The sequence below is a fragment of the Streptosporangium carneum genome, assembly GCF_027922005.1.
In the GTDB taxonomy this organism is placed as follows: Bacteria; Actinomycetota; Actinomycetes; order Streptosporangiales; family Streptosporangiaceae; genus Streptosporangium; species Streptosporangium carneum.
This window is the reverse complement of sequence record NZ_BSEV01000007.1, coordinates 29,020-50,684: the sequence shown is the minus strand read 5'-3', so window position 1 is coordinate 50,684 and position 21,665 is coordinate 29,020. Positions and strand designations below refer to the sequence as shown.

General features: G+C 73.5%; 18 protein-coding genes. 4 read left to right on the top strand and 14 right to left on the bottom strand.

The genetic code is table 11. The features are described 5' to 3' along the window. Positions 1-5 precede the first annotated feature (5 nt). From PKF00_RS17140 to PKF00_RS17115, 6 genes are all read right to left on the bottom strand, one after another. Positions 6-1,304 carry a YcaO-like family protein gene (locus PKF00_RS17140; RefSeq protein ID WP_271218532.1) on the bottom strand — a complete coding sequence of 433 codons (1,299 nt, stop codon included), beginning with the start codon at positions 1,302-1,304 and terminating at the stop codon, positions 6-8. Position 1,305: 1 nt separating this feature from the next. Then, positions 1,306-2,640 (bottom strand): YcaO-like family protein, encoded by a 1,335-nt coding sequence (locus PKF00_RS17135; protein ID WP_271218531.1) that lies wholly within the window; start codon positions 2,638-2,640, stop codon positions 1,306-1,308. Then, a complete protein-coding gene (locus tag PKF00_RS17130) occupies positions 2,637-4,127 on the bottom strand; it encodes a CocE/NonD family hydrolase (protein WP_271218530.1) in 1,491 nt (496 codons plus the stop codon). The genes PKF00_RS17135 and PKF00_RS17130 overlap by 4 nt, the downstream gene beginning before the upstream one ends. Next, the gene (locus PKF00_RS17125; RefSeq protein ID WP_271218529.1) at positions 4,124-4,885 is read right to left on the bottom strand and encodes a hypothetical protein; all 762 of its coding nucleotides are present in this window, start codon (positions 4,883-4,885) and stop codon (positions 4,124-4,126) included. The genes PKF00_RS17130 and PKF00_RS17125 overlap by 4 nt, the downstream gene beginning before the upstream one ends. A gap of 90 nt (positions 4,886-4,975) precedes the next feature. Continuing rightward, a complete protein-coding gene (locus PKF00_RS17120; RefSeq protein ID WP_271218528.1) occupies positions 4,976-5,167 on the bottom strand; it encodes a streptamidine-related RiPP repeat protein in 192 nt (63 codons plus the stop codon). A gap of 192 nt (positions 5,168-5,359) precedes the next feature. After that, positions 5,360-5,530 (bottom strand): hypothetical protein, encoded by a 171-nt coding sequence (locus PKF00_RS17115; RefSeq protein WP_271218527.1) that lies wholly within the window; start codon positions 5,528-5,530, stop codon positions 5,360-5,362. 475 nt (positions 5,531-6,005) lie between these two features. Between PKF00_RS17115 and PKF00_RS17110 the strand changes: the two genes are divergently transcribed. Continuing rightward, positions 6,006-6,458 (top strand): hypothetical protein, encoded by a 453-nt coding sequence (locus PKF00_RS17110; protein WP_271218526.1) that lies wholly within the window; start codon positions 6,006-6,008, stop codon positions 6,456-6,458. On the opposite strand, the gene PKF00_RS17105 is transcribed toward PKF00_RS17110, so the two are convergent. Together PKF00_RS17105 and PKF00_RS17100 are read right to left on the bottom strand one after the other, a co-directional pair. After that, the gene (locus PKF00_RS17105) at positions 6,422-6,991 is read right to left on the bottom strand and encodes an AAA family ATPase (protein ID WP_271218525.1); all 570 of its coding nucleotides are present in this window, start codon (positions 6,989-6,991) and stop codon (positions 6,422-6,424) included. The genes PKF00_RS17110 and PKF00_RS17105 overlap by 37 nt on opposite strands. A 222-nt stretch (positions 6,992-7,213) precedes the next feature. Continuing rightward, positions 7,214-10,618: a P-loop NTPase fold protein gene (locus PKF00_RS17100; RefSeq protein ID WP_271218524.1), complete on the bottom strand. Its 3,405-nt coding sequence runs from the start codon at positions 10,616-10,618 to the stop codon at positions 7,214-7,216. A 197-nt stretch (positions 10,619-10,815) separates the two neighbouring features. Between PKF00_RS17100 and PKF00_RS17095 the strand changes: the two genes are divergently transcribed. After that, positions 10,816-11,949 (top strand): alkaline phosphatase PhoX, encoded by a 1,134-nt coding sequence (locus PKF00_RS17095; protein WP_271218523.1) that lies wholly within the window; start codon positions 10,816-10,818, stop codon positions 11,947-11,949. Between the two features lie 60 nt (positions 11,950-12,009). Here PKF00_RS17095 and PKF00_RS17090 read toward each other — a convergent pair whose 3' ends face one another. The 5 genes from PKF00_RS17090 to PKF00_RS17070 all read right to left on the bottom strand — a co-directional run bounded on the left by PKF00_RS17090 (position 12,010) and on the right by PKF00_RS17070 (position 17,088). Then, on the bottom strand, positions 12,010-12,852 hold the full coding sequence (locus tag PKF00_RS17090) for an ABC transporter ATP-binding protein (RefSeq protein ID WP_271218522.1): 843 nt from the start codon (positions 12,850-12,852) through the stop codon (positions 12,010-12,012). 70 nt (positions 12,853-12,922) lie between these two features. After that, positions 12,923-13,966, bottom strand: a complete 1,044-nt coding sequence (locus PKF00_RS17085; protein ID WP_271218521.1) for a taurine ABC transporter substrate-binding protein — start codon at positions 13,964-13,966, stop codon at positions 12,923-12,925. A 71-nt stretch (positions 13,967-14,037) separates the two neighbouring features. Further along, entirely contained in the window at positions 14,038-14,907 is an 870-nt protein-coding gene (locus PKF00_RS17080) for an ABC transporter permease (RefSeq protein WP_271218520.1), read from the bottom strand. Next, complete coding sequence (locus tag PKF00_RS17075) at positions 14,904-15,986, bottom strand: LLM class flavin-dependent oxidoreductase (RefSeq protein ID WP_271218808.1); 1,083 nt, start codon at positions 15,984-15,986, stop codon at positions 14,904-14,906. The genes PKF00_RS17080 and PKF00_RS17075 overlap by 4 nt, the downstream gene beginning before the upstream one ends. A 202-nt stretch (positions 15,987-16,188) precedes the next feature. Next, entirely contained in the window at positions 16,189-17,088 is a 900-nt protein-coding gene (locus PKF00_RS17070) for a bifunctional helix-turn-helix transcriptional regulator/GNAT family N-acetyltransferase (RefSeq protein ID WP_271218519.1), read from the bottom strand. 217 nt (positions 17,089-17,305) lie between these two features. Here PKF00_RS17070 and PKF00_RS17065 point away from each other — a divergent pair, with 217 nt between their 5' ends. Then, positions 17,306-18,262: a lactonase family protein gene (locus PKF00_RS17065; RefSeq protein WP_271218518.1), complete on the top strand. Its 957-nt coding sequence runs from the start codon at positions 17,306-17,308 to the stop codon at positions 18,260-18,262. Between the two features lie 58 nt (positions 18,263-18,320). Further along, on the top strand, positions 18,321-20,021 hold the full coding sequence (locus PKF00_RS17060; RefSeq protein ID WP_271218517.1) for a N,N-dimethylformamidase beta subunit family domain-containing protein: 1,701 nt from the start codon (positions 18,321-18,323) through the stop codon (positions 20,019-20,021). Positions 20,022-20,141: 120 nt separating this feature from the next. Here PKF00_RS17060 and glpK read toward each other — a convergent pair whose 3' ends face one another. Further along, positions 20,142-21,611: a glycerol kinase GlpK gene (gene glpK / locus PKF00_RS17055; RefSeq protein ID WP_271218516.1), complete on the bottom strand. Its 1,470-nt coding sequence runs from the start codon at positions 21,609-21,611 to the stop codon at positions 20,142-20,144. Positions 21,612-21,665: the final 54 nt, after the last annotated feature.

The window sequence follows — 21,665 nt, the reverse complement described above, 5'->3', positions numbered from 1 at the left end:
ATCTCTCAGTGTGGGAGCGGCAGGACGCGGCGCGGACGGCCGTCCAGGGTCGCGGGCAGGCGGGCGCCGCCGAGGAACGGCAGACCGGCGGCGGTGTTGGAGTAGGCGCCGGGCACGAGGGTCCGGACCACGCGCAGCCCGGCGGCCCGCACGTCCGGCGTGGTCACCTCGACGCACAGCGCCCGAGGGCCGAGCCGCCGGGCGAGCTCGCCGAGATCGCGGGGCGGGGCGGCGGGCGGGCGCGCGGCGGGCGCGCGCTCGGTCAGCGCCTGGGCGAGCTCCTCCTCGAACTCCCGCTGGACGGCGGGGTCGAGGAACAGCTGCAGATGGCAGCCGTAGTCGACGACGTCGGCGAGGTCGGCCCGGTAGGACGAGCCGTAGGCGCGGTCGGCCCGCCACGGTTTGAGGGGGCTGCGCGGATCGGCCGCCACCCTGCTGTACGGCCCGCCGGGGTCGTCGAGCCCGGCGACGAACAGCTGCAGCTGCAACGCCTCCCCGTAGGCCTTGACCATCGCCTCCTCGCCGTCCCGCCGCACGCCCATGCCGAGGGTGAGGTAGCCGGTCTCCCGGTCGCGGACCAGCGCCCCGGTCACGTGCAGGCCGGTGGCGGTGGGGAACTCCAGGAACCTGACGTGCAGGCGTCGCCGCGGCCCCGCGGCGAAGGCGGCCAGCCAGGGCGGCGGGGTGAGGGCGCGGAGTCCGGCGCGGCCGTGCCAGGCCAGGGTCATGGCGTCGCGTTCGGCGATCTCGCACAGCCCACCCCGGATCGCGTACTCCCGGGTCGGCCCGGCGGCGAGCCCGGCCTGGATGATCGGGTTGGTGCGGGGGGCGGGCGGGGTGACGTCGGCGGAGAAATAGGACACCCACACCAGCCCGGCTGGAACGAGCAGCTTCTGGCCGCTGTTCAGGTCGGTGGCCTCGGTCCACTCCACCGGCAGGTCGCGGGTGAACGGCGTGAGCGGGAAGCCGGGAGCGGCGTGCTGCTCGGGGGAGTACAGGGCCAGGGTCGCCGGGTCGAGGCCCGCGGGGCCGAGCTCGTCGTGGGCGGCCAGGCGCAGCCCGGGTGGGACGAGGTTGCCGCAGTAGCGTTCGGCGGCCTCGCCGAGCGCCGCGCCGCGGGCGGCCTCGGGATCGGCGAAGGCGTATCCGGCGCCTGCGGAGTCGGCGGGCCACCGGCTGAACCGGGTGGTGTCCGACAGCACCGCGGTGACCAGCTCGAACGAGCCGGGCAGGTGGTCGGGGAGGTCGGCGCGGGCGAGGGCGCGGACGACGCCGGTACGGGGGTCCAGGAGCGAGGAGTACATGTCAGGCCAGGGGGAGAGGGTGGGGGAACAGGTCGGCTTCGTCCAGGACGCGGTCGGTCAGGCCGAGAGTCCGTGGCACCTCGTACAGGCGGGTCCCGCCGCGCAGGGGGAAGGCCGGTGGGGCGTTGCCGACCAGGCCGGGCACCAGGACCCGCACCACGTGCAGCCCTGCCGCGGCGACGTCGGGGGTGGTCAGGTCGACGCTGTAGGCGGTGAGCCCGGCCGCGGCCAGCCGGTCGAGATAGCCCGCGGGGTCGGCGGAGGGCAGATCGGCCAGGGCGGGGCCGGGGGCGGCGCGCAACCGCTCCAGGGGCGCGCCCTGCATGCGCGGGTCGAGGTAGAGCTGGGCGATGGCGGGCAGGTCGGTCAGGTCCCGGTAGTCGGGGCGGAAGGCGTCCCGGTAGGAGCGGTCGGCGCGGAAGGGCCGGAACACGTGCTCCTCCAGCGCGCCGGTCGCGACGGCCTGCCACACCTGTCCGTCGGGGTCGGCGAGCTGGAGGGTCAGGGAGTACAGGCCGTAGGCCTCGACCAGCGCCTTGGTCGCGGCCTGGTGAGGGGTGGCGCGGCAGGCGCCGCCGAACGCCACGATCCCGGTCTCCGGGTCCTCGAGGAACGCGGCCATCACCGGGACGCCGAACGGGGAGGGGACGACCAGCAGCCGGATCAGCGGCCCCTCGTCGCCGAGCGCCGCGATGACCCGTTCCGGGTCGGCGACGGCGTCGCAGGCCGCGCCGCTCGCCCACCAGATCGTGGTGGCGTCCCGTTCGAACAGCTCCTCCAGGGCGGCCCGCTCGGCGCGCTCGCGGGTGCGGCCTGTGGCGATGCCCGAGTACGGCAGCGAGTGGGTGGGCGGCTGGGCGGCGCGGGGACCGTGGAAGTAGTCGAGCCATGCCATGGACGCGGGGACCAGCACCCGTCCGCCGCGGCGCATGTCCGTCGCCGGAGTCCAGGCGATCGGCAGGTCCCGGGTGAGGGGGACGAAGGGGAACCCGGGCTCGCGGTACTGGGCGGCCGAGTACAGCGGGATCGTCTCGGGGTCGAGGGCCGCCTCGGTGAGCCGGTTCCAGGAGGAGACGGGTAGGTCCGCGGGGACGGCGTTGCCGCAGTACCGTTCGATCGCCTCACCGAGCGCGGCGGCGCGCGCGTGCGCCGGATCGCCGAGGGTCGCGCCGAAGCCGTGCCGGTCGGCGGTCCATCCGGCGAACCTGCGGGTGTCGGCGACGGCCGCGCCGTACCCGGTCCACCAGCGGGGCAGCCCGGGACGGCGGGCCTGGGGCCCGAGCGCGGTCAGCACCCCGGTGCGCGGGTCGACCAGCAGGTCTTCTGGGCTGCTCATGAGGTCTCCAGGACGAGGCGTGCGGCGTTCACCCGCTGGTGGACGGTCGCGGTCGCGGTGGTGGTGTACCGGTCGGCCCCGGTGCCGAGCGAGCGGGCCAGGCGGGGGAAGTCACTGCCGGTGATCTCCAGGCGGAGCCGGGAACCCGCGGGCAGGCTCACCCAGACGGGGCTGAGCGCGAGCCGTCCCGAGCCTCCCGTACGGCCGCGGGCCAGCTCGAAGACCTGACCTTCCGCGGTGTGCTCGGCGAGCCGGACGATCCAGTCGACGTCGTCGGCCGGGGCGGCGACGTCCAGGCGGACCCGGGCCGAGGTGAAGGAGAGCGGCGCCGGCAACGGCGGAGTGCCGAACCGCAGCACGTCGGGACGTCCGTCCAGGGGCCGCCGGTCGGCGCCGGGCGCCAGCGAGGGACACGGGTCGGACGGGTCGTAGACGAAGGCGCCCGGCGGCGCGTCCGCGGGGACGGTTCTGAGCGTTCCGTCGGGATGCGCGTGCAGAACGGACTCGCCGCCCGCGGCGGGCCACGACAGCCAGGACCGCCCGCCGACGGGGAGGACCAGGTCGGGGCCGGGGTCGGCGCCCGCCAGGCACGCGCGGATCCACGCGACCTGCGTCGCGCCCAGGTCGAGCAGCGACTGGGGGCCGTGCTCCCGGTCGCCGTGCCGGGTCCGTCCGGTGAAGGCCAGGTCGTGCCCCCACGGTCCGATGATCAGCCGCTGCGGCGGGCGGGGGCTGCGGGCGGCGCCGACCGTCCGCCAGTGCAGGAGCGTCTCGTCGACCAGCAGGTCGTACCAGCCGCCGACGTGGAGCCCGGCGGTCGGGAGGGCGGCCAGGTCCCGCTCGGTGATCTCCTCTTCCGGACGGTGGTCCGGTCCGCGGCGGACGACCTCCGCCCACCGCGGCAGGCGCGTCCCGAGCCGGTCGGGCAGGTCGACCACCGGAAGCCGGGCCAGCGCGCCGGGGTCGCCGCCGAGCAGGAGCGCGGTGAGGCCGTCCCGGCTGACGCGGCCGTCGGCGCGCTCCAGCCACCAGGCCGCGTGCTCGGCCAGCCGCAGCACGCCGTCCTCGAACTTGGTGCGGTGCAGCGCCATCGACGGGCCCATGCTCACCACCGCGGGCACCGACTCCGGGCGCTCGACGGCCAGCGCCCACGCGGTGTATCCGCTGTAGGAGCCGCCGTAGCCGACCAGGCGTCCGTCGCTCCACTCCTGGGCGCGGATCCAGTCGGCGAGGGCGGCGCCGTCGCCGCGCTCATGGCGGTAGCACTCCCAGACGCCGTCGGAGTCGTACCGGCCCCGCACGTCCTGGACCACGTAGCCGAAACCGCGCCGGACCCACCCGGCTCCCTCGGCCAGGTGGTGGCCGCGCCCGTACGGCGTGCGGGTGACGACCGTGGGGACGGGCCACGAGGACGGCTCGGGAAGATGGGCGTCGAGCGCCAGCGAGGTGCCGTCCCAGCCGGGCAGCCGCAGGTTGAACCGGCTCATGCGACCGGCAGCGGCAGCACCGGGTGCCGGTCGACCCGACCGGACGCCGGGTCGACCACCAGCTGGAATCCGGCGGTGGCGGGCAGGCCGCCGTCCCGCCACGTCAGGAGGTCGTTGACGAGCAGGCCCGCGGCGATCGCCACCGCTCCGGCGTTGGGCCAGGGCACCGGCGGGAGCGGCGCCGTGCCCGCGAGGCCGTCGTCGAGGTAGGACCACAGACCGGCGAGCTCGTCGGGCAGCGCCGCCGCGGCGAGCCTGCGGCCCCGCAGGTCCCGGTAGGACGCGGTGCGGCCCGGCACCGTCATCGGCCCGACCACCAACCGGCGGCCCTCGACGTGGCAGCGGTGCCAGACCCCTCCGCCCGCGTCGACGCGCCGCCAGCGTTCGTCAGGCAGCCAGCCCGTGCACTCGACCAGCGCGTCCGCCGTACGGGGGTCGTCGTCGAGAAGCGTGTTCCTGGCCGTCTCCAGCAGCCGTGCGACCTCGACGGCCACCGGCCCGTCCCCGCGAACGCACACCCGCAGCTCGCCCTCGTCGGCGTCCTCGCCGGGGAGGGGGGTGAGCACGCCCCGCTCGCGCAGGACGGCGGCGAGCGGCTCCAGGTCCGGAGCGCTCCCGCCCCGGTAGGCCTGTTCGCGCATCCGCTCCAGCAGGTCCGCCTGGCCGGACAGCCGGGCGAACCGTTCGTTCTCATCGCATGAGCGCCAGGTCCCGTCGGGACCGGTGTACAGGTGATGCCCGGGGGCGATCGACTCCATCTGCTCTCTTCTCGGCCTTCTCGGCGACTTCACGGGGGAACGAGGAGGGGGCGGGCGGCCCGCTCTCCGAGCGGGCCGCCCTGTCGGAACTCAGGAGTTCCAGGCGAACGGGGAGTGGACCAGGGCGTTGGTGCCCGGGCCCTGCAGGGCGGGCAGCGCCGCGGCCGGGGCCAGCTCCTCGAACGCGAACGGGGTGTGGACCAGGGCGTTGGTGCCCGGGCCCTGCAGGGCGGGCAGCGCCGCCGCGGGGGTCAGCTCCTGGAAGCCGAGGGTCGTCTGCATGCGTCTCTCCAATCGGTAGCGAAAACCGTTTTCGTTTTCGCGAGAACCATAGGCGGGCGTATCCGGCGAATGCAAGGGGCAAAAACCGCTTTTGGGTCGTGCTCGGTTGCCGGTGTCCGGGCGGGCTCCGGCCGATCGCCGGGAGGCGGCGCGCGACAGGCGCGGAGGGGACGCGAGGAACGTGGGGACCGTTCACCGGCCCCCGTCGTCCGACGATTCGGCGACCGCGGTGAGCCCGGCCGGTCGGGGATCGGCCGATAATTTCAGGATTTCTTCAGTGAAAAAGATCGGCGTGGTGATATGGCGGCGCGTTGCGTCGAGGTGGCGAACAGCCGACGTCTCCGGTCTGGTTCTCGCGCTCATGCGGAATCGTCTTCTCCGGTGACGTTTCCCGGATCGTCGCTTCGCCGTTCGGGGGTCGTGCGCGCCTTTCTTGTTCGCCCCTCCGCCGTCGTGGACGGGTGGGAGGTCGCGCGTCGCCGGCTGCGGTGAGACCGGGGGCGGGGCCTTTGGCCTCGCATGCCGTCGCGGCTCGCCCTGGGCCGCCTGGCCGCCGCGGAAAGAAAAGCATCCGGATCGTCCGGTAAAGCGATAGTAGAAGGGTGATGTTAGGGTACGCAGAAATCTGCGGCTTATATCACCAGGAAGGAAATCCTTCCCTCGGGGTGGCTGGTGAAAATCCCGGGCGCGCCCTCATTGTTTACTGTGAAGGTGTGGCCCGGCGTGTCGGAGTCACCGTGAACCGCCGTCGCCGTGCGGTGACCGCCCTATGGAAAAACCATGAAAAAGCCGATTTCGGCGAAGTGGCCGTCATATCCGTAACGGAAGGAACATGTCCATGTTGAAGCACATGTTCGCCGCGGTGCTCCTTGCGGCTGTCGCGGCGAGCCCGGCAGCGGCGCGGGCCGACGTTCCGGCGCGGGCCGCGCCCGGAACCCCCGCGGCGACGATCTTCTATGAGAAGTCGGGCGGCTTCGCCGGGATCCACCAGGCGATCACGATAGACCGGTACGGCAGAGCCCACGGCACCAACGGCGACACGACCGCCGACTTCCGGCTCACCCCGGCCGAGTTCCGCGCCCTGCAGCGCAGGCTCGCCTACATCCGGACGTGGTCCTCCTCCCGGGAGGGCTGCGACATCGCCGACCACTTCACCTACACCCTGGTCTACCGCGACCGGCACGCCACCCGCTGCCACGAGCCGCCGTACGACTGGCGGCCCGCGATCGCCCAGTTCGAGGAACTGGTCGCCCGCTACCTCACGGACCCGTCGCCCACGCCCGGCGACTGAGCGCGGACGAACGCGACGCGGGAGTCGACACCGTCCCTGGGCAGGGTGATCAGCTCGTAGCCGTGGCGGGTGTAGGCGTCGACCATCGCGTCGTGGGTGCGGACGGCCTCGGCGAAGTCCTGGGTGCGTTCGCGGTCGTGGGCGTAGATCTGCTGCCAGGGCGGCGCGACGAACACGCGGGGGTGATAGCGGAACAGGCGGGCGGCGGCTGACACGTGCGGTGGGACGGGACGGCCGAGCAGCAGGTGATAGCCGACGACGTCGGGTATCCCGCGGTCGAAGAAGACCGTTCCCGTCTGGCCGGCGGCATGGCGGTACGAACGCATCTCCCAGGCGAGGATGATCTCGGCGAACAGCAGGGAGTCGGCCTGGTGCAGCGCCCGCCCGCCGATCGCCGTCTGGTCGCGGATGATCGCCCTGCCCGCCTCGGGGACGCAGGCGAACCCGTGCCGCCCGAGCGCCTCGATCAGGGTGCTCTTTCCCGCGCCCGGTCCACCGGTGATGACGACGAACCGCTCCGACGTGCTCATCATGCTCCTGTCTCCTGGAATGTCCTGGTGCGTGTGTTTGCCGGGGAGCCGCCTCCGGCCACCGTGGACGCGCGGGGCAGACCGGTCGGACCTCCGAGTCCTGCGGACACGGCTCCCGTCGACCCGCATGGCGCGTCCCGGCCGGGCCGCGAGGTCGGGGCGAGCGGACCGTCAGGGGCGCGGCCCCGCCGACGCAGGGTCCGCGCCCTGGAGGCTCCGAAGGCTCTACAGGAGGTGGCGGGCGAGGTCGGCGATGGGGTGGGGGCAGGACAACAGGTCGCGCAGGGTGTCCAGGTGGGCGCCGTCCCAGGCGCCGTGGCCCGCCAGACCGGCCTCGTGGACGGCCCGCTCCCAGCTCTCGTCGTCGGCCGTGCCCGCCGCGTGTTCGAGGCTCTGCAGCACGGTCGTCCCCCCGACCTCCATGATCAGCAGCGACAGCAGGTGCGGCCAGTGGATGGTCAGCGCCGCGAGCTTGGCGACCTCGGCGTCCGAGGCGGGCGCGGCCCCGGCCAGGGTGCGCCGGTAGGTCAGGAAGGAGTAGAAGCGGAAGACGTTCACGTAGCGCTTGATCTGGCGCGGGTTGAAGAACGTCAGGGCCGGCAGCACGAACTCTATCGCCCGGTAGGCGTTCTCGTCGCTGTAGAGGTCGTCGAAGACCCGGTCCGCCGCCTCGCGCGCCGCCGAGGACAGCCCGCCGATCGTGTCCTGGTTCTCGATGCCCAGGGCCTCCTGCGCGAGTCTGGCCGCCTCGTCCAGGGTCGCGGCCGTGGGCCGCAGCGCCCAGATCGCGTCCTCGAGGCGGCTCACCTGAACCGGGTCCGGCGGCTCGACGGGACGCGGCAGGGGATCGGCTATCGGAACGTCGACCGGGCTGTGTCGCCGGGACCCCGGTCCGGGTCCGTCCGCCCCGCGCCCACGCGTCCGCTTCTCCGGCCCGCGCGCCCGCGCCCCTGACTCGTGCGTCTGCGCTCCCGGCCGGGGCGGGCGCGGGTCCGATCCGCGCGGCCCGCCTCCGTTCTCGTACGGCTGCGCCCCGCCCTCCCCCGCGAGGAGCCCGTCCCGTGACGCGGAGAACCCGTCCTGCGGCGCGGACGACTCGTCCCACGACCGGGACCGCTGGCCGGGAACGCCCCCGCCCCCGCTCTCCCCGCCTCCGTCGGCCCCCGGCGGCCCGGCCGGTTCGGCGAGCTCGGGCATGCCCAGCAGCGCGCGGACGAACGCGGGCAGCCGGTCGGCGTCGTCGAGCAGCGGCACGCTCAGCGGCAGCTGCACGATCTTCTCCAGGAACCGCCAGCCCAGCCCGGAACGCCCGTTGTCCGGCAGCGTCTCGACCAGCTCGCGGTAGGCGGCCTCCACGTGCGCGACGACCACCTCGGGTTCCATGGCCAGCACGAACACGCAGTTGGGGAACTCGCCCGCGAGGAACAGATTGATCGCCTCGATGACCTGGGCCACCGTGCCCGGTGAGCAACGGTCCAGGTCGTCGACGAACACCACCAGCGGCCGTTCCTCGGTGGCCACCAGGTCCAGCACGTGCCGCATGTCGGTCTGCACCAGGTGGAGGAACCCCGTCCTCGACCGGTAGCCGGGGCCGGTCGTGACCTCGGCGGACAGCCCGTCGGCCGCGTCGCGGGCGAGCAGGTCGGGTTGCCGCACCAGGTCGGAGAAGGCGTTGTTCGCCGACTCGCCGAAGAACCTCGCCAGCCGTACGGCCCCGGCCCCGAGCACGCCGACCGAGCCCGCGGAGCCGACGGCGGCGGCGGTGTAGCGCAGGAGGTCGTCGACGGCGGGCAGCAGCGCGGAGGCGGCCAGCAGCGCGCCGGTCATGACCAGCCCGGCGACCAGGCCGAGGGCGAGCGGCGCCAGGCGGGTGAGCGCCAGCTGGTAGGCGCGCTGGCGGACCGCCTCACGGTCGATCCTGGCCAGGTTGAGCTCGAGCCAGAAGCGTTCCCGCTCCGCCCTCGGCAGCCGTTCGGTGACCTGACTGATGATCTCGTGTGCGAGCCCGGCCCAGACCTGCTCGCCGTTCTGGTACATCCACGGGTTGAACCACACGGTGGGCCGCCAGTCGGCCCGCCGTACCGGAAGGACGCCGGGAACCGCGCGCGCCCTGCTCTCCTCGGGCCGCTGCCTCGCCCGGGCCATCACCTCCGCGTTGGTCGGCGTCCTGTCCGCGCGGGCGCCGGAAAGGTGGATCTCCGCCGGGGCGTTTCCCGCCGCCCCCGGATCCAGCATGTCCTGGATCATCCGCATCAGAGATGTCTTGCCGGTGCCCCACGGCCCCTTGACGCCGATGGTGAGCGGCGGGCGGGTCTCCGGATGCCTGACGAACGCGGCGATGGCCTCGGCGTAGAGGCGGTGCCCGAGCTGGTCCTCGGTGGTCCACCGGTCCGCGGTGAGCCGCGCCCTCGGCCGTACGGTCCGCAGCCCGGCCCGCCTGCGCCGCAGCAGCGCCGAGGTCCGGGCCCTCTCGGCGGGGGAGAGGCGCGAGTAGCCGAAGGCCCGCACGTCCGGATGGGCGAACGTGGTGCTCTCGCCGAGCAGCCCCCACTGCCTGAGCTCGCCCGCTTCACCGAAGACCTCCTCGACGGACTCGTCCTCGTCGAGAAGGGAGGCTCTGCGCAGCAGCTGCCTGGCGGGCTCGCTCAGGTGCAGTTCGTAGACGCGCCTGACGACCTCGAGTCCGGAGGCGGGCGGGGTCCGGCCGCCGAGGCGGGCGGCGGCCCGCGCGAGGACGGCGGGGAAGGGGGCCGCGGCGTCCCCCGGCTGGGTCAGCGGGACCTCCGTGACGGCGCCGTAGGCGATCAGGATGGGGGTGCGGGCGGCGGAGGCGGTCGCGTAGTGGTCGAGCGCGTAGGAGTGCAGCTCGCCGACGGTGACGACCCCGTCGCCGTCGAGGTCGGCGGCCCGCGTCGCCAGGCCCTCCGCGATGACGTCGGTCAGGCTGCGCACAGGTCCGGGGAGCGTCTCGTCGAACCTCAACGTCAGGGTGAGCGCCGCCGCGGCCACCCGGGGCTCTCCGGCGACGGCCAGCTGCCTGACCGGGGTCGCGGAGTCATCGAGGGCGCTCCAGCCGAAGTCCACGACCAGCAGCACGGCGGCCGCCAGCGACTCGCCGACCTGCCTGCCGAACGCTCCGATCATGGAGCCGAGCTGCCCCGAGGTCCAGCCGCCGTCCGACGGCAGCCGGATCACCAGCAGGTCCCCCTCCCGCGCCGACCTGAGGAACTCCCACACGCGCTCGCCGTCGTCCCGCGCGCCCCGGCTGTGCTCCGCGTCGACGGCGAACCCCTCGGCGCGCAGCGCGCCGGCCAGCCGCGCGTCAGGCTGGGCGGCGAGGGCCGGCGCCCTCCCGGCCGGGAACGCCGTCCCGCCCGTCGCCTCCTCCGCCGCCTTCCCCGTCCCGCTCGCTGTCCCGTCCGCGGCGGGCGGCGTCCCCCCGGCCCGTTCCGAAGCGGGCCAGGGCGGGGGTGCGTCCGTTCCCGGGGAGACCTGGGCCGTCTCGGGGACGGGCGGCGGCGAGTCGAGGAAGACCAGGGCCCTGCGGCCGCCCACGGCGGGGGCGGCCTCAGAGATCGGCCCGGAGATCGGCCCGGAGATCGGACTGGCGAACGTGAGTCCTTCGCTCAACGGTGCTCCCGCCTGACGACGATGTGATCTCCACTCTGTACGCCCGGACGGCGGCGATTCGGGATCTTGGCGAGAGGGCGACCGGTTTTGGGGAACGCTTGCTCTCCGGTTTCCGCAAAGTTTGGGCGCGGGCAGTCGCCCCGTTCACATGAGTCCGATCGACTGGCCGCCTACCGAGAAGGTGACCAGGAGGAGCCATGCTTCGCCGAACGTTCGTGCGCACCGGGGGACTGGCAGCCGGAACGGCCTTCGCCGGGTCCCTCTGGCAGGGGGCGGCCCACGCCGTCGCGTCCCGCCGTGACAGTCCGTACGGCCCGCTGGGCGCGCCGGACGCCAACGGGCTCGCCCTGCCCTCCGGGTTCTCCGGCAGGATCGTCGCCCGCACGGGGCACCGGGTCGGCGGGGTGCTCTGGCATCCGGCTCCCGACGGCGGAGCCTGCTTCCCCGACGGGAACGGCTGGATCTACGTGTCCAACTCGGAGATCCCCCTGCTCGGCGGCGCGACCGCGATCAGGTTCGGCCCGGACGCGGCGGTCCGCGGCGCCTACCGCATCCTGTCGGGCGCCAACCTCAACTGCGCGGGCGGCGCCACCCCGTGGAACACCTGGCTGTCGTGTGAGGAGACACTGCGCGGACGGGTCTTCGAGTGCGACCCGTACGGCGTGCGCGCCGCGATGCCGCGCCTGGCCATGGGCAGGTTCAAGCACGAGGCCGCCGCGTGCGACCCGGTCCGGCAGGTGGTCTATCTGACCGAGGACGAGCGCGACGGCTGCTTCTACCGCTTCAGGCCCGCCCACTGGGGCGACCTGACGACGGGACGCCTCGAGGTGATGTGCGCCTCCCCGGACGCGGGCGCGGTGACCTGGCGGCGGGTGCCCAACCCCGCCGCGCTGCTTGAGGCGACCCGCCACCAGGTGGCGGAGGCCCTGCACTTCGACGGGGGAGAGGGCTGCCACTACTCGGACGGGGTCTGCTTCTTCACCAGCAAGGGCGACAACCGGGTCTGGGGCTACGACGCGGAGAACGAGCGCCTGGAGGTCGTCTACGACGCGAGCGCCCCGCTGAACGGCGTGGACAACATCACCGGCACCCCCTCGGGGGATCTCTACGTCGCCGAGGACGGCGGGAACATGGAGATCAACCTGATCACCCCGGACCGCACGGTCACCCCGTTCCTGCGGGTCGACGGCCATCCCGGGTCGGAGATCACCGGCCCCGCCTTCACCCCCGACGGCAGCCGCCTGTACTTCTCCTCCCAGCGCGGCCCGCGCGGCGACGCCGCGGGGACCGACGGCGTCACCTACGAGGTCACGGGCCCGTTCCGCCGCTGACCCGGCCCCCTCGCCGTCACGGGCCCGTTCCGCCGTCGCCGTCCGGGTTCTCGCGCCTCGTCACGCGGCGGTTCCGCCACCGGCCGAGGCGGCCTGGCGGACGACGGCCGTCAGCTCCTCGCGCAGCGCGGCGAAGCGGGGGCGGCCGCGCGGCTGCTCCTCGTACGGCAGGTCGGAGGCACGGTCGAAGATCACCTGTCCTGGCCTGCCGCTCAGCGCGAGCACCCGGGTGCCCAGGTAGACCGCCTCGTCCACGCTGTGCGTGATGAACACGACCGTGGTCCCCGCCCGCCGCCACAGCTCGCGCACCTCCTCCTGCATGCGCTCCCTGGTGAACGCGTCCAGCGCGGCGAACGGCTCGTCCATCAGCAGCAGCGCGGGGCCGGGGGCCAGCGCGCGGGCGATCGCCGCGCGCTGCTGCATCCCTCCGGACAGCTCGTACGGCCTGGCACGCCCCACGTCGCCCAGGCCGGTCAGCTCCAGCAACTCGGCGACCCTGGCCCTCCGCTCGGCCTTCGGCGTGCCCCGCAGCCCGAAGCCGATGTTCCCCGCGACCGAGAGCCACGGGAAGAGGCGGTGCTGTTGGAAGACGTATCCCCTGGCGGGGTCGGGCCCGGCGACGGGCCGCCCCGAGGCGGTGATGCGCCCGGTCGACGGCGCGGCGAACCCCGCGACCAGCCGCAGCAGCGTGCTCTTGCCGCACCCCGACGGGCCGACGACCGTGACGAACTCGCCCCTGGCGATCTCCAGGTCGACGGGTCCGAGGGCCGTGACCGTCCCGCCGCGCCCCCGGTAGGAGTGCGAGACCCCCGCGAGGGCCAGCGCCGGACCCCCGGCGACCGCGGCGTCCTTCCCGGTCCCGGGCTCCGCGGCCGCGGTCTTCTCGTCGGTCCCGATGTCCACGCCCACGGCCCCTTCTCCGGCCTCTCCGGTTCCTGATTCCACGACCCCGGCCTGTCTGACGGTCCCCTGGTCAGTTGCCCGCGAACGCATCGGTCAGCTCCTGGGTGGCCAGGCCCTTCTGGAAGACGCCCAGCTCCGGCACCGCGTCCACCTTCTGCTGGGTCTTGAGGAACTCGGCCGCGTTGTGCAGGTTCTCGGCCAGCTTGCCGGGGGCCGACGGCGTGCCGAGGTAGTCGGCCGAGCGCTGTTCCGCGGCGTCGAGCAGGACGAGCTGGTCCAGCTGACGGGCGGCCTCGGCCGGGTCCAGGTTCAGCTGGCGGCCGATCGCCGCGGACGCCGTGGCCTTGTCGCTCCTGACGAGCTTGACCGCGCGGTCCTGCTGCTGGAGCCAGACCTGCAGCGCCTTGGGGTACTTCTGCGCGAACTCGCCGCGCACCACCGCGAGGTCGGCGGTGAGCTTGCCGCGCTGGGCCAGCTCCCTGCTGGTGACCAGCGTCTTGCCGCCGTTCTTCTGCAGCTCGGCCAGGTTGGGCGTCCAGACGTACGCGGCGTCGATGTCGCCGCGCTGCCACGCGGCCTGGATGTCCGGCGGCTCCATGTCGAGGATCTTCACGCCGGACTCGGAGAGCCCGGCCTCGGTCAGCGCGGCGAGCAGGCTGTAGTGCGCGGTCGAGCTGAACGGCGTGGCGATCCGCTTGCCCGCCAGGCCCTTGACGTCGGTCACGCCGCCGCGCGCGACCAGCGCCTCGTTGTCCCCGATCACGTCGAAGATCCACGGGACCTTGTAGGGGATGTTCAGCGGTGCCGACAGGCCGCGGGTGACCGGGCTGCTGCCCGCGAGGCCGATGTCGAGCGAGCCCGCGATCATGGCGGTGTTGACGTCGCCGCCCGAGTCGAACTTGCTCCAGACGATCTTGGTGTTCGGCAGGGCCGCCTCCAGCCACTTCTGGTCCTTGACGATCAGGTCGCCGTTGGGGATCAGCTGGTAGCCGATGCGCAGGGTCGCGGGGGAGCCGTCGGCGGCCGGTTTCGCCTCCTGGGCGCCCGACCCGCACGCGGTCAGCGCGAGGGCGGCGGCCAGGGCCAGGGGCAGGGCCAGGATGGTGCGTTTCATGGTGGCGCTCTTTCTGCGGGCTTCGTTCGGGCACGTCGCGGGCCTCGCTCCGGCGGGGCCGCGGGTTCGGTTCAGGTACGGCCGCGCCAGGGCACCAGGCGGCGGTCGATCGTCTGCAGGAGGAAGTCGATGAGCAGGCCGGAGACGCCGATGACGAGGATGCCGAGCACCACCACGTCCGTCTGGTTGTAGCGCTGGGCGTCGCGGACCATGCCGCCGATCCCGGGCACCCCGTTCACGGTCTCCGCGGCGACCACCGTGGTGTAGGCGACGCCCACGGCGACCCGGACGCCCGTGATGATCTCCGGTAGCGCGCTCGGCAGCACCACCCGAAGCGGCAGCTCGTGCCGCCGGGCGCCGAGCGAGCGGGCCGCGTTCAGGTAGTCCTCGTGGACGCTCCGCACCGCGTCCGCCGTGGCGACCGCGACGGGCGGCAGCGCGGCGAGCAGCAGAAGCCAGATCTTGGGCTCCTCGTCGATGCCGAACCAGATCACCAGGAGGCTGAGGTAGGCCAGCGGGGGCAGCGTCCGCACGAACGTCACCAGCGGGCCCAGCAGCGCCCGCAGGGTGGGGACCATGCCGATCAGCAGGCCCAGCAGGACGCCGCCCGCCACGCCGTACAGGCAGCCGAGGAGGATGCGGCGCAGGCTGGTGAGCAGGTGCTCCTGGAGGGTGTAGCCGCTCACGCCGTCGGTGGTCGTCCGGAGGAACTGCTCCCAGACCGCCAGCGGCTCCGGCACGAAGACCGGAGGCCAGATCCTCGCCATCGCCACGGCCTGCCAGATCGCGACCAGCGCGACGACGGCCCCGGCCCGCAGGGCCAGGGAGCGCCAGAGGCCGCGGGCGGGAGCGGAGCCGGCAGGGCCGGTGGCAGAGCTGTCGGCCGGGCCGCCGACAGGGCCGCCGGTGAGGCCGCCGGTAGAGCTGTCGAGCGCGGTCATGACGCCAGGGCGGGGGCGGCCAGCAGCGGGAGGACGAAGTCGCCCACCCGCCAGGCCTCCTCCAGGTGCGGCCAGCCGGACAGGATGAACTCCGACAGGCCGAGACGGGCGTATTCGCGGATGCGCTCGGAGACCTCCGCGTAGCTGCCGACCAAAGCCGTGCCGGCGCCCTCGCGAACCAGTCCCACCCCCGCCCAGAGGTTGGGTGAGATCTCGAGCGCATCCGCGGAACCCCCGTGGAGCCCGGCCATGCGGCTCTGGCCCACGGAGTCCATCCGGGCGAAGCGCGCCTGGGCGGCGGCGATCCGCTCGGGGTCCATGCCGTCGAGCAGACGTCGGGCGTGCGCCCAGGCCTCCTCGGCGGTGTCACGGGCGATGACGTGCAGCCGGATGCCGAAGCGCAGGTCACGCCCTGCCTCGGCGGCGAGCCGCCGCATCCTGGCGATCCGTTCCGCGATCATCGCGGGGGGCTCGCCCCACATCAGGTACACGTCCGCCTGGGCGGCGGCCACCTGCTCGGCGGCGGGGGAGGCCCCGCCGAAGTAGATCTCCGGGACGTCCAGGAGCGGTGCGGCCAGCCCGCCCCCCGACACCCGGTAGTGGACGCCCTCGTGGTCGAACGGCTCGCCGGTCCAGGTGCGGCGGAGCACGCTCAGGAACTCCTCGGTGCGCGCGTAGCGGGCGTCGTGGTCCAGGAAGTCGCCGTAGGCGCGCTGCTCCTGGGGGTCGCCGCCGGTCACCGCGTTGAGCAGCAGCCGCCCGCCGCTGATCTCCTGGAACGTCTGCGCCTGCTGGGCCAGCAGGGTGGGCAGCGTGAAGCCGGGCCTGAAGGCCACCAGCAGCCTGAGCCGCTCGGTGCGCGCGGCGACGGCGCTGCACGCGACCAGGGGATCGGGGCAGCCCGCCCCGACCGGGGTCAGCACGGCGTCGAAACCGGAGGCCTCCGCGGCCCCCGCCACCTGGGCCAGGTAGTCGAGCGTCGCGGAACGAGCCGCCGCAGCCCCCGCCGCGACCGTGGTCGTGGCGGGTCTGACGTGGTGGCCGTCGCCGGTGGTCGGGAGGAACCAGTGGAACCGCATCATCGCCTCATGCAGGTGGGGGTGCTCTAGATATTAACCAGATAATACCTATCTACAAAGCAGGAATTAAGGCGGGGTGGGCGAGGCCACGACGCGGCCCCGGTCCGGTGGCCGGATTTCCGTGCCCTCGGCGGGCGGACCCGCCCCTCACGAGCCTCGCCGTCCCCGGCTCCCGGCCTTCAGGGATCCCGGGGCCCGGCTCTCACAGGTTCCTGGCCCAGGTCTCCTCCACGACCCCGCCCTCCATCCGCTCCTCGATCCGCTCGAAACCCGCGGCCCGGTAGATCCGCCGGGCGTCGGTCAGCACGTCCCTGGTCCACAGCACCATCCGCCGGTAGCCCGCGGCAGCGGCGAAGCGCAGGCACTCCTCGACGAGCCGCCCGCCGATTCCCATCCCCCTGGCGGAGGGCTCGACCAGCAACATCCTGAGCTGGGCCGTCTCGTCGTCCCTGCGGACGCAGAAGACGCAGCCCGCCTGCGCGCCGTCGACCTCCGCGATCCACCCGGCCTCGCGCAGCGGGTCGTGGTCGTCCGCGTAGTCGGCCACGATCCTGGCGACCATGGCCTCGAAGTCCTGGCCCCAGCCGTACTCCTGGCTGTAGAGCACCCCGTGCCGGTGCACCACCCATCCCAGGTCCCCCGGGCGCGGCGGCCGGATGACGTACGGCGCGGCGCTCCTGTTCCGGGAGAGGACCTCCCTGATCGTCGCCATGCTCGCGACGAGGCGTCGCCCGTCCTCCTCCGTCACCCCCTCCAGCAGGTCCCGTACCCGCGAGGCCGAGCGCTCGTCGACGGCGGCGAACGCGATCCTGCCCGCCTCGCTCAGTTCGACGATCTGCCGCCGCGCGTCCGTGGCCGACCGTTCGCGCGCGATCAGCCCGTCGGCCTCGAACCGTCCGAGCATCCGGCTGAGATATCCGGAGTCCAGCTCCAGCAGCCGCCGCAGCTCGCCGGTCTCCATGCGGTCGCGCAGATGGAGCTCGAACAGCACCTTCACCTCGGCCAGGGAGAAGGGGGTGTTCACGATGTCCCGGTAGAGCGCGCCGAGGACTTCCCGGTAGAAGTGGTTGAACGCGCGGACCTGTGCGACAAGGTTCTCCATGGCTGACACGATCAACTTTTTCGTTGATCGGGTCAATGAAACGTCCCGTGCGGCCCGCCGGGGAACCGCTCCCGGCGGCGGACGCGCGACGGGTGCCGCGTTCGCGCGAAGAACGGGTGTCCAGCGAGCGAGAAACTACGCTAAGTTCGCAGACTGGCTGAGAACGGATGAAGATTTCCGGGTGGCGCGGGCCGCCCGATCCAGTGACGGGAGCATGATGGCTGAGGTCGCGTACATCGGCGGATACACCCCGGACACCGGGGGGTCCGGCACGGGGATCACCGCGGTCGAGCTGGAGGGCCTCACGCGGCTCGGCGTCACGCCGGCCTCCGGGCCCTCCTTCCTCGCCCTCCACCCCCGGCTCCCGATCCTGTACGCCGTGGGGGAGAGCGAGCGCGGCACGGTCGGCGTCTTCGCCGTGGGCGACGGCGCCCCCGCCCCCCTCGCCCAGCGCCCGAGCGGCGGGTCGGCCCCCTGCCATCTGGCCGTCGACCCCTCGGGCACGCTGCTCGCGGTCACCAACTACGGCGACGGCACGGTGAGCGTGCACCGGATCGACGAATCCGGCCTCCTGACCGACGTGTGGACCTTCCCCTACCGCGAGGGCGCCCACGCCCACCAGGCCGTTTTCGGCCAGGACGGCGTGCTGTACGTGACCGACCTGGGGGCGGACGAGGTCCGTCGCTACCTGGTCGAGGGCGGGCCCGCCGGCAGCGGGGCGTCGCCGCACCCCGAAGGCCCGGTACGGCTGGCGTCCGGCATGGGCCCCAGGCACATGGCCCGCTCCGGGGAGCACTGGTACGTGGCGGGAGAGCTGGACGGCACGGTCCGCGTCTACGACGACGGCTGGAACGAGATCGGATCCGTCGCGGCCAGCGCCGCCGAGGACAGGAACCACCCCTCGCACATCGAGGTGTCCGGCGGGTTCGTCTACGTCGCCAACCGAGGCCCCGACACCATCTCCGTGTTCTCCCTCCGCACCCTCGCCCCGGTCGCCGAGGTCGCCTGCGGCGGGGCCTGGCCGAGACACTTCGCGATCGCCGGCGACCGCCTGTACGTGGCCAACCAGCGTTCCGACGGCATCGCCGTGCTGACCCTGAAGGACGGGATCCCGCAGCCGGACCCCACGGTGTTCGCGACCGGCACTCCCACGTGCGTGCTGCCGTTGCCCTGAGACCAAGAACCCGCCAAGTCGCGGGTGCGGGGCCTCGGGCGCGGACAGGATGATCTCCATGTTCCGAGCGTCCACTCATCTGGCGATCACGCTGGCGCTGACCATGGCGATCGCCGGGTGCGCCACCGTCACCGCCACCGTCAGGGGCACCGTCACGGGCGGCGTCGCCGGCGGGGTCCCAGACCTGACCGCGGTGCTGCCCTCTCCCACCGGGTTGCCCTCGCCCACGCTCTCCTCGGCCCCTGAGACGTCCGCGCCCCCCGCAGGCGGGGACGGCTCCACGGCCGCCGAGAACGCCAGGCAGGGCGACCCGCTCTGGCGGGCGAACCACCAGGGCGGCGAGCACGAGATCGAGGGCTTCGCCGACCGGGTGAGCGTGCTGCCGGGAGAGGCGTTCCACCTGTACGTCTCGACCACGGCGGAGCGGTACGCCGTCAGGGCCTTCAGAGTCGGCTGGTACGGCGGAGCGGGCGCCCGCAAGGTCTGGGAGGCGAAGGAGCTGCCCGGCACGAAGCAGGAGCCGCCCAAGGTGATCGGAGCCACCCGGACCGTCACCGCCGCCCACTGGAAGCAGGGACCGGCCGTGGACACCACCGGCTGGCCCGAGGGCTCCTACCTGATCCGTCTCGATGCCGACACCGGAGCGCGGCGTTTCGTCCCGATCACCGTCAGGTCGGCCTCGACCCGGGGACGTCTGGTCATCGTCAACGCGGTCACCACCTGGCAGGCCTACAACCTCTGGGGCGGTCGCAGCCTCTACCAGGGGCCCGGAGGCTTCGAGGACAGGTCGAGGGCGGTCAGCTTCGACCGCCCTTACGACACCTCGGGAGCCAGGCTCTTCCTGGACCTGGAACGCGACGCGGTCGAGGTCGCGGAGCACAGCGGCGTTCCGCTGGCGTACATCACGAACCTGGAGCTCGAAAGGGATCCGCGCATCCTCGACGGCGCGAGGGGGCTGGTCTCGCTGGGGCACGACGAGTACTGGTCGACGCGCATGCGCCGCAACGTCGAGGCCGCCCGCGACCAGGGCGTCAACCTCGCCTTCCTCGGCGCCAACGCCGTCTACTGGCGGATCCGTTTCGCCGCGACGCCGATGGGCCCCGACCGCCTCGTCGTCTGCAACAAGGACGGCAGGCTGGACCCGAGCACCGACCGGTGGCGCGTGACCGAGCCGGAGAGCTCGCTGACCGGCCCGATGTACAACTGCTTCCCCGCCGAGGCCGTCTACGTGGTCCACAGCCCGGACAGCTGGATCTTCGAGGGCACCGGCGTCCGGCAGGGCACGACCTTCCCCGGTCTGGCGGGCGTGGAGACCGACGAGGTCCTCCCCGGCGTGCCACGGCCGATGGAGATCCTGTCGATCTCCCCGGTCGACTGCAGCGGCAGGCCGACCATCGCGCACAGCGCCTACTACACCGCGCCGAGCGGCGCGGGCGTGTTCAGCACGGGCACGATGCGCTGGGTCTGCGCGATGCGCGGCTCACGCTGCGGCCACGGTGTCACCGACCGGACGGCGCTCTTCGTCCGCGCGGCCACGACGAACGTCCTGCGGGCCTTCGCCGAGGGGCCCGCCGGGCTGAGACATCCGGCCAGGGACAACCTCAACGCCCTCGGCCTGGGCGGTCCGCCCCGCGTCACCCCCGACCGCCGCCCCCGGCACCGCGAGGCCGAACACCTCCGCAAGCGCAAGGGAAAGCACGCCTGGAGCCGTCAGGCGCGACACCACCGCGGCCACGCCGCCCGCGGACGGTGGCGATGACCCCGGGGCGGCTCCACGTCGTCCGGAGGGGTTCGCGATCGGACGGCCCGGCCCCGGGGGCGTCTGACCGGGCCCAGCCCGGGAGTGTCCGGCGGGGCCGTGCCGGGGCGTCCGGCGGGGCTACGCCCAGGAGCGGGAGCGGTCGACGGCCCTGAGCCAGCGGGCGTAGGCCTCGCCGTCCTGCTCGCCGGGCTCGAAGCGCCGGTCCAGGTTCCAGGTCTTGCGCAGTTCGTCGGCGGAGGACCACACGCCGGCGCCGAGCCCGGCGAGGAAGGCCGCCCCCAGGGCGGTGGTCTCCTGGATCGCGGGCCGTTCGACCGGAACGCCGAGCTGGTCGGCCTGCAGCTGCATGAGCAGGTCGTTGCCGCTGGCCCCGCCGTCGGCCTTCAGCACGGGCACCCGCAGGCCCGCGTCGCCGGTCATGACCTCGACGACGTCGCGCACCTCGAACGCGATCGCCTCCAGCGTCGCCCTGACCAGGTGGGCGCGGGTGGTGCCCCGGGTGATGCCGACGATCGTGCCGCGGGCGTCCGGGTCCCAGTGCGGCGCGCCGAGGCCGGTCAGGGCGGGCACGAAGACCACGCCGCCGCTGTCGGGGACCGTGCGCGCCAGCGCCTCCGACTCCGGCGCGGTGTGGATCAGGCCCAGCCCGTCGCGGAGCCACTGCACCGCGGCGCCGGTGACGAAGATCGAGCCCTCCAGGGCGTAGGTGATCTCCCCTGAGGGGGTCTGCCAGGCCACGGTGGTCAGCAGCCCGGCCTCCGACCTGACCGGCTCGGAACCGGTGTTGATCAGGACGAAGGAGCCCGTGCCGTAGGTGCACTTGACGTCGCCGGGGGACAGGCACGCCTGACCGAAAAGGGCGGCCTGCTGGTCGCCCGCCATGCCGCTGATCGGCAGGTCGAGGCCGAGGAAGGCGGCGGGGTCCGTCCTGCCCGTCTCGCCGTGGTTGGGCACGATCTCCGGCAGCGCCGCCTCCGGCACCCCGAAGAGCTCGCACAGCTCCGCCGACCACCTCCCCGCCTCCAGGTCGTACAGCAGCGTGCGGGAGGCGTTCGAGGCGTCGGTCACGTGGCGCGCGCCGCCGGTCAGCCGCGCGACCAGGTAGGAGTCCACGGTGCCCACGACGGCCTCGCCCGAGGTCACGGCGGACCAGGAGCGCCGGTCGTGTTCGGCGAGCCAGGCGAGTTTGGTGGCGGTGAAGTACGGGTCCAGCCTCAGCCCGGTCAGCGCCGCCACCCTCGGCTCGTGCCCGGCCTCGCGCAGCCTGGCGCAGACGCCCGCGGAGCGGCGGTCCTGCCAGACGATCGCGGGGCGGGGCGCGGCGAGGGTCGCGGAGTCCCACAGGACGGCGGTCTCGCGCTGGTTGGTGATCCCCACGCAGGAGGGGACGGCGCTCGCGCCGTCCAGCGCGGTGCGGCAGGCCGCGAGCGTGGCCTGCCAGATTTCCTCGGGAACATGTTCGACCCAGCCCGGTTCGGGAAAGTACTGGGCGAACTCCCGGTAACCCCTGGAGTCGATCCGGCCGTCCTCGGTCACGATCAGCGCGGTGACCCCGGTCGTCCCGGCGTCGATGGCGAGAACCGACATATGAGAGACTCCTCCATTTTGGTCTAGACCATTGGCCTTGTCTGAGGGCAGAAT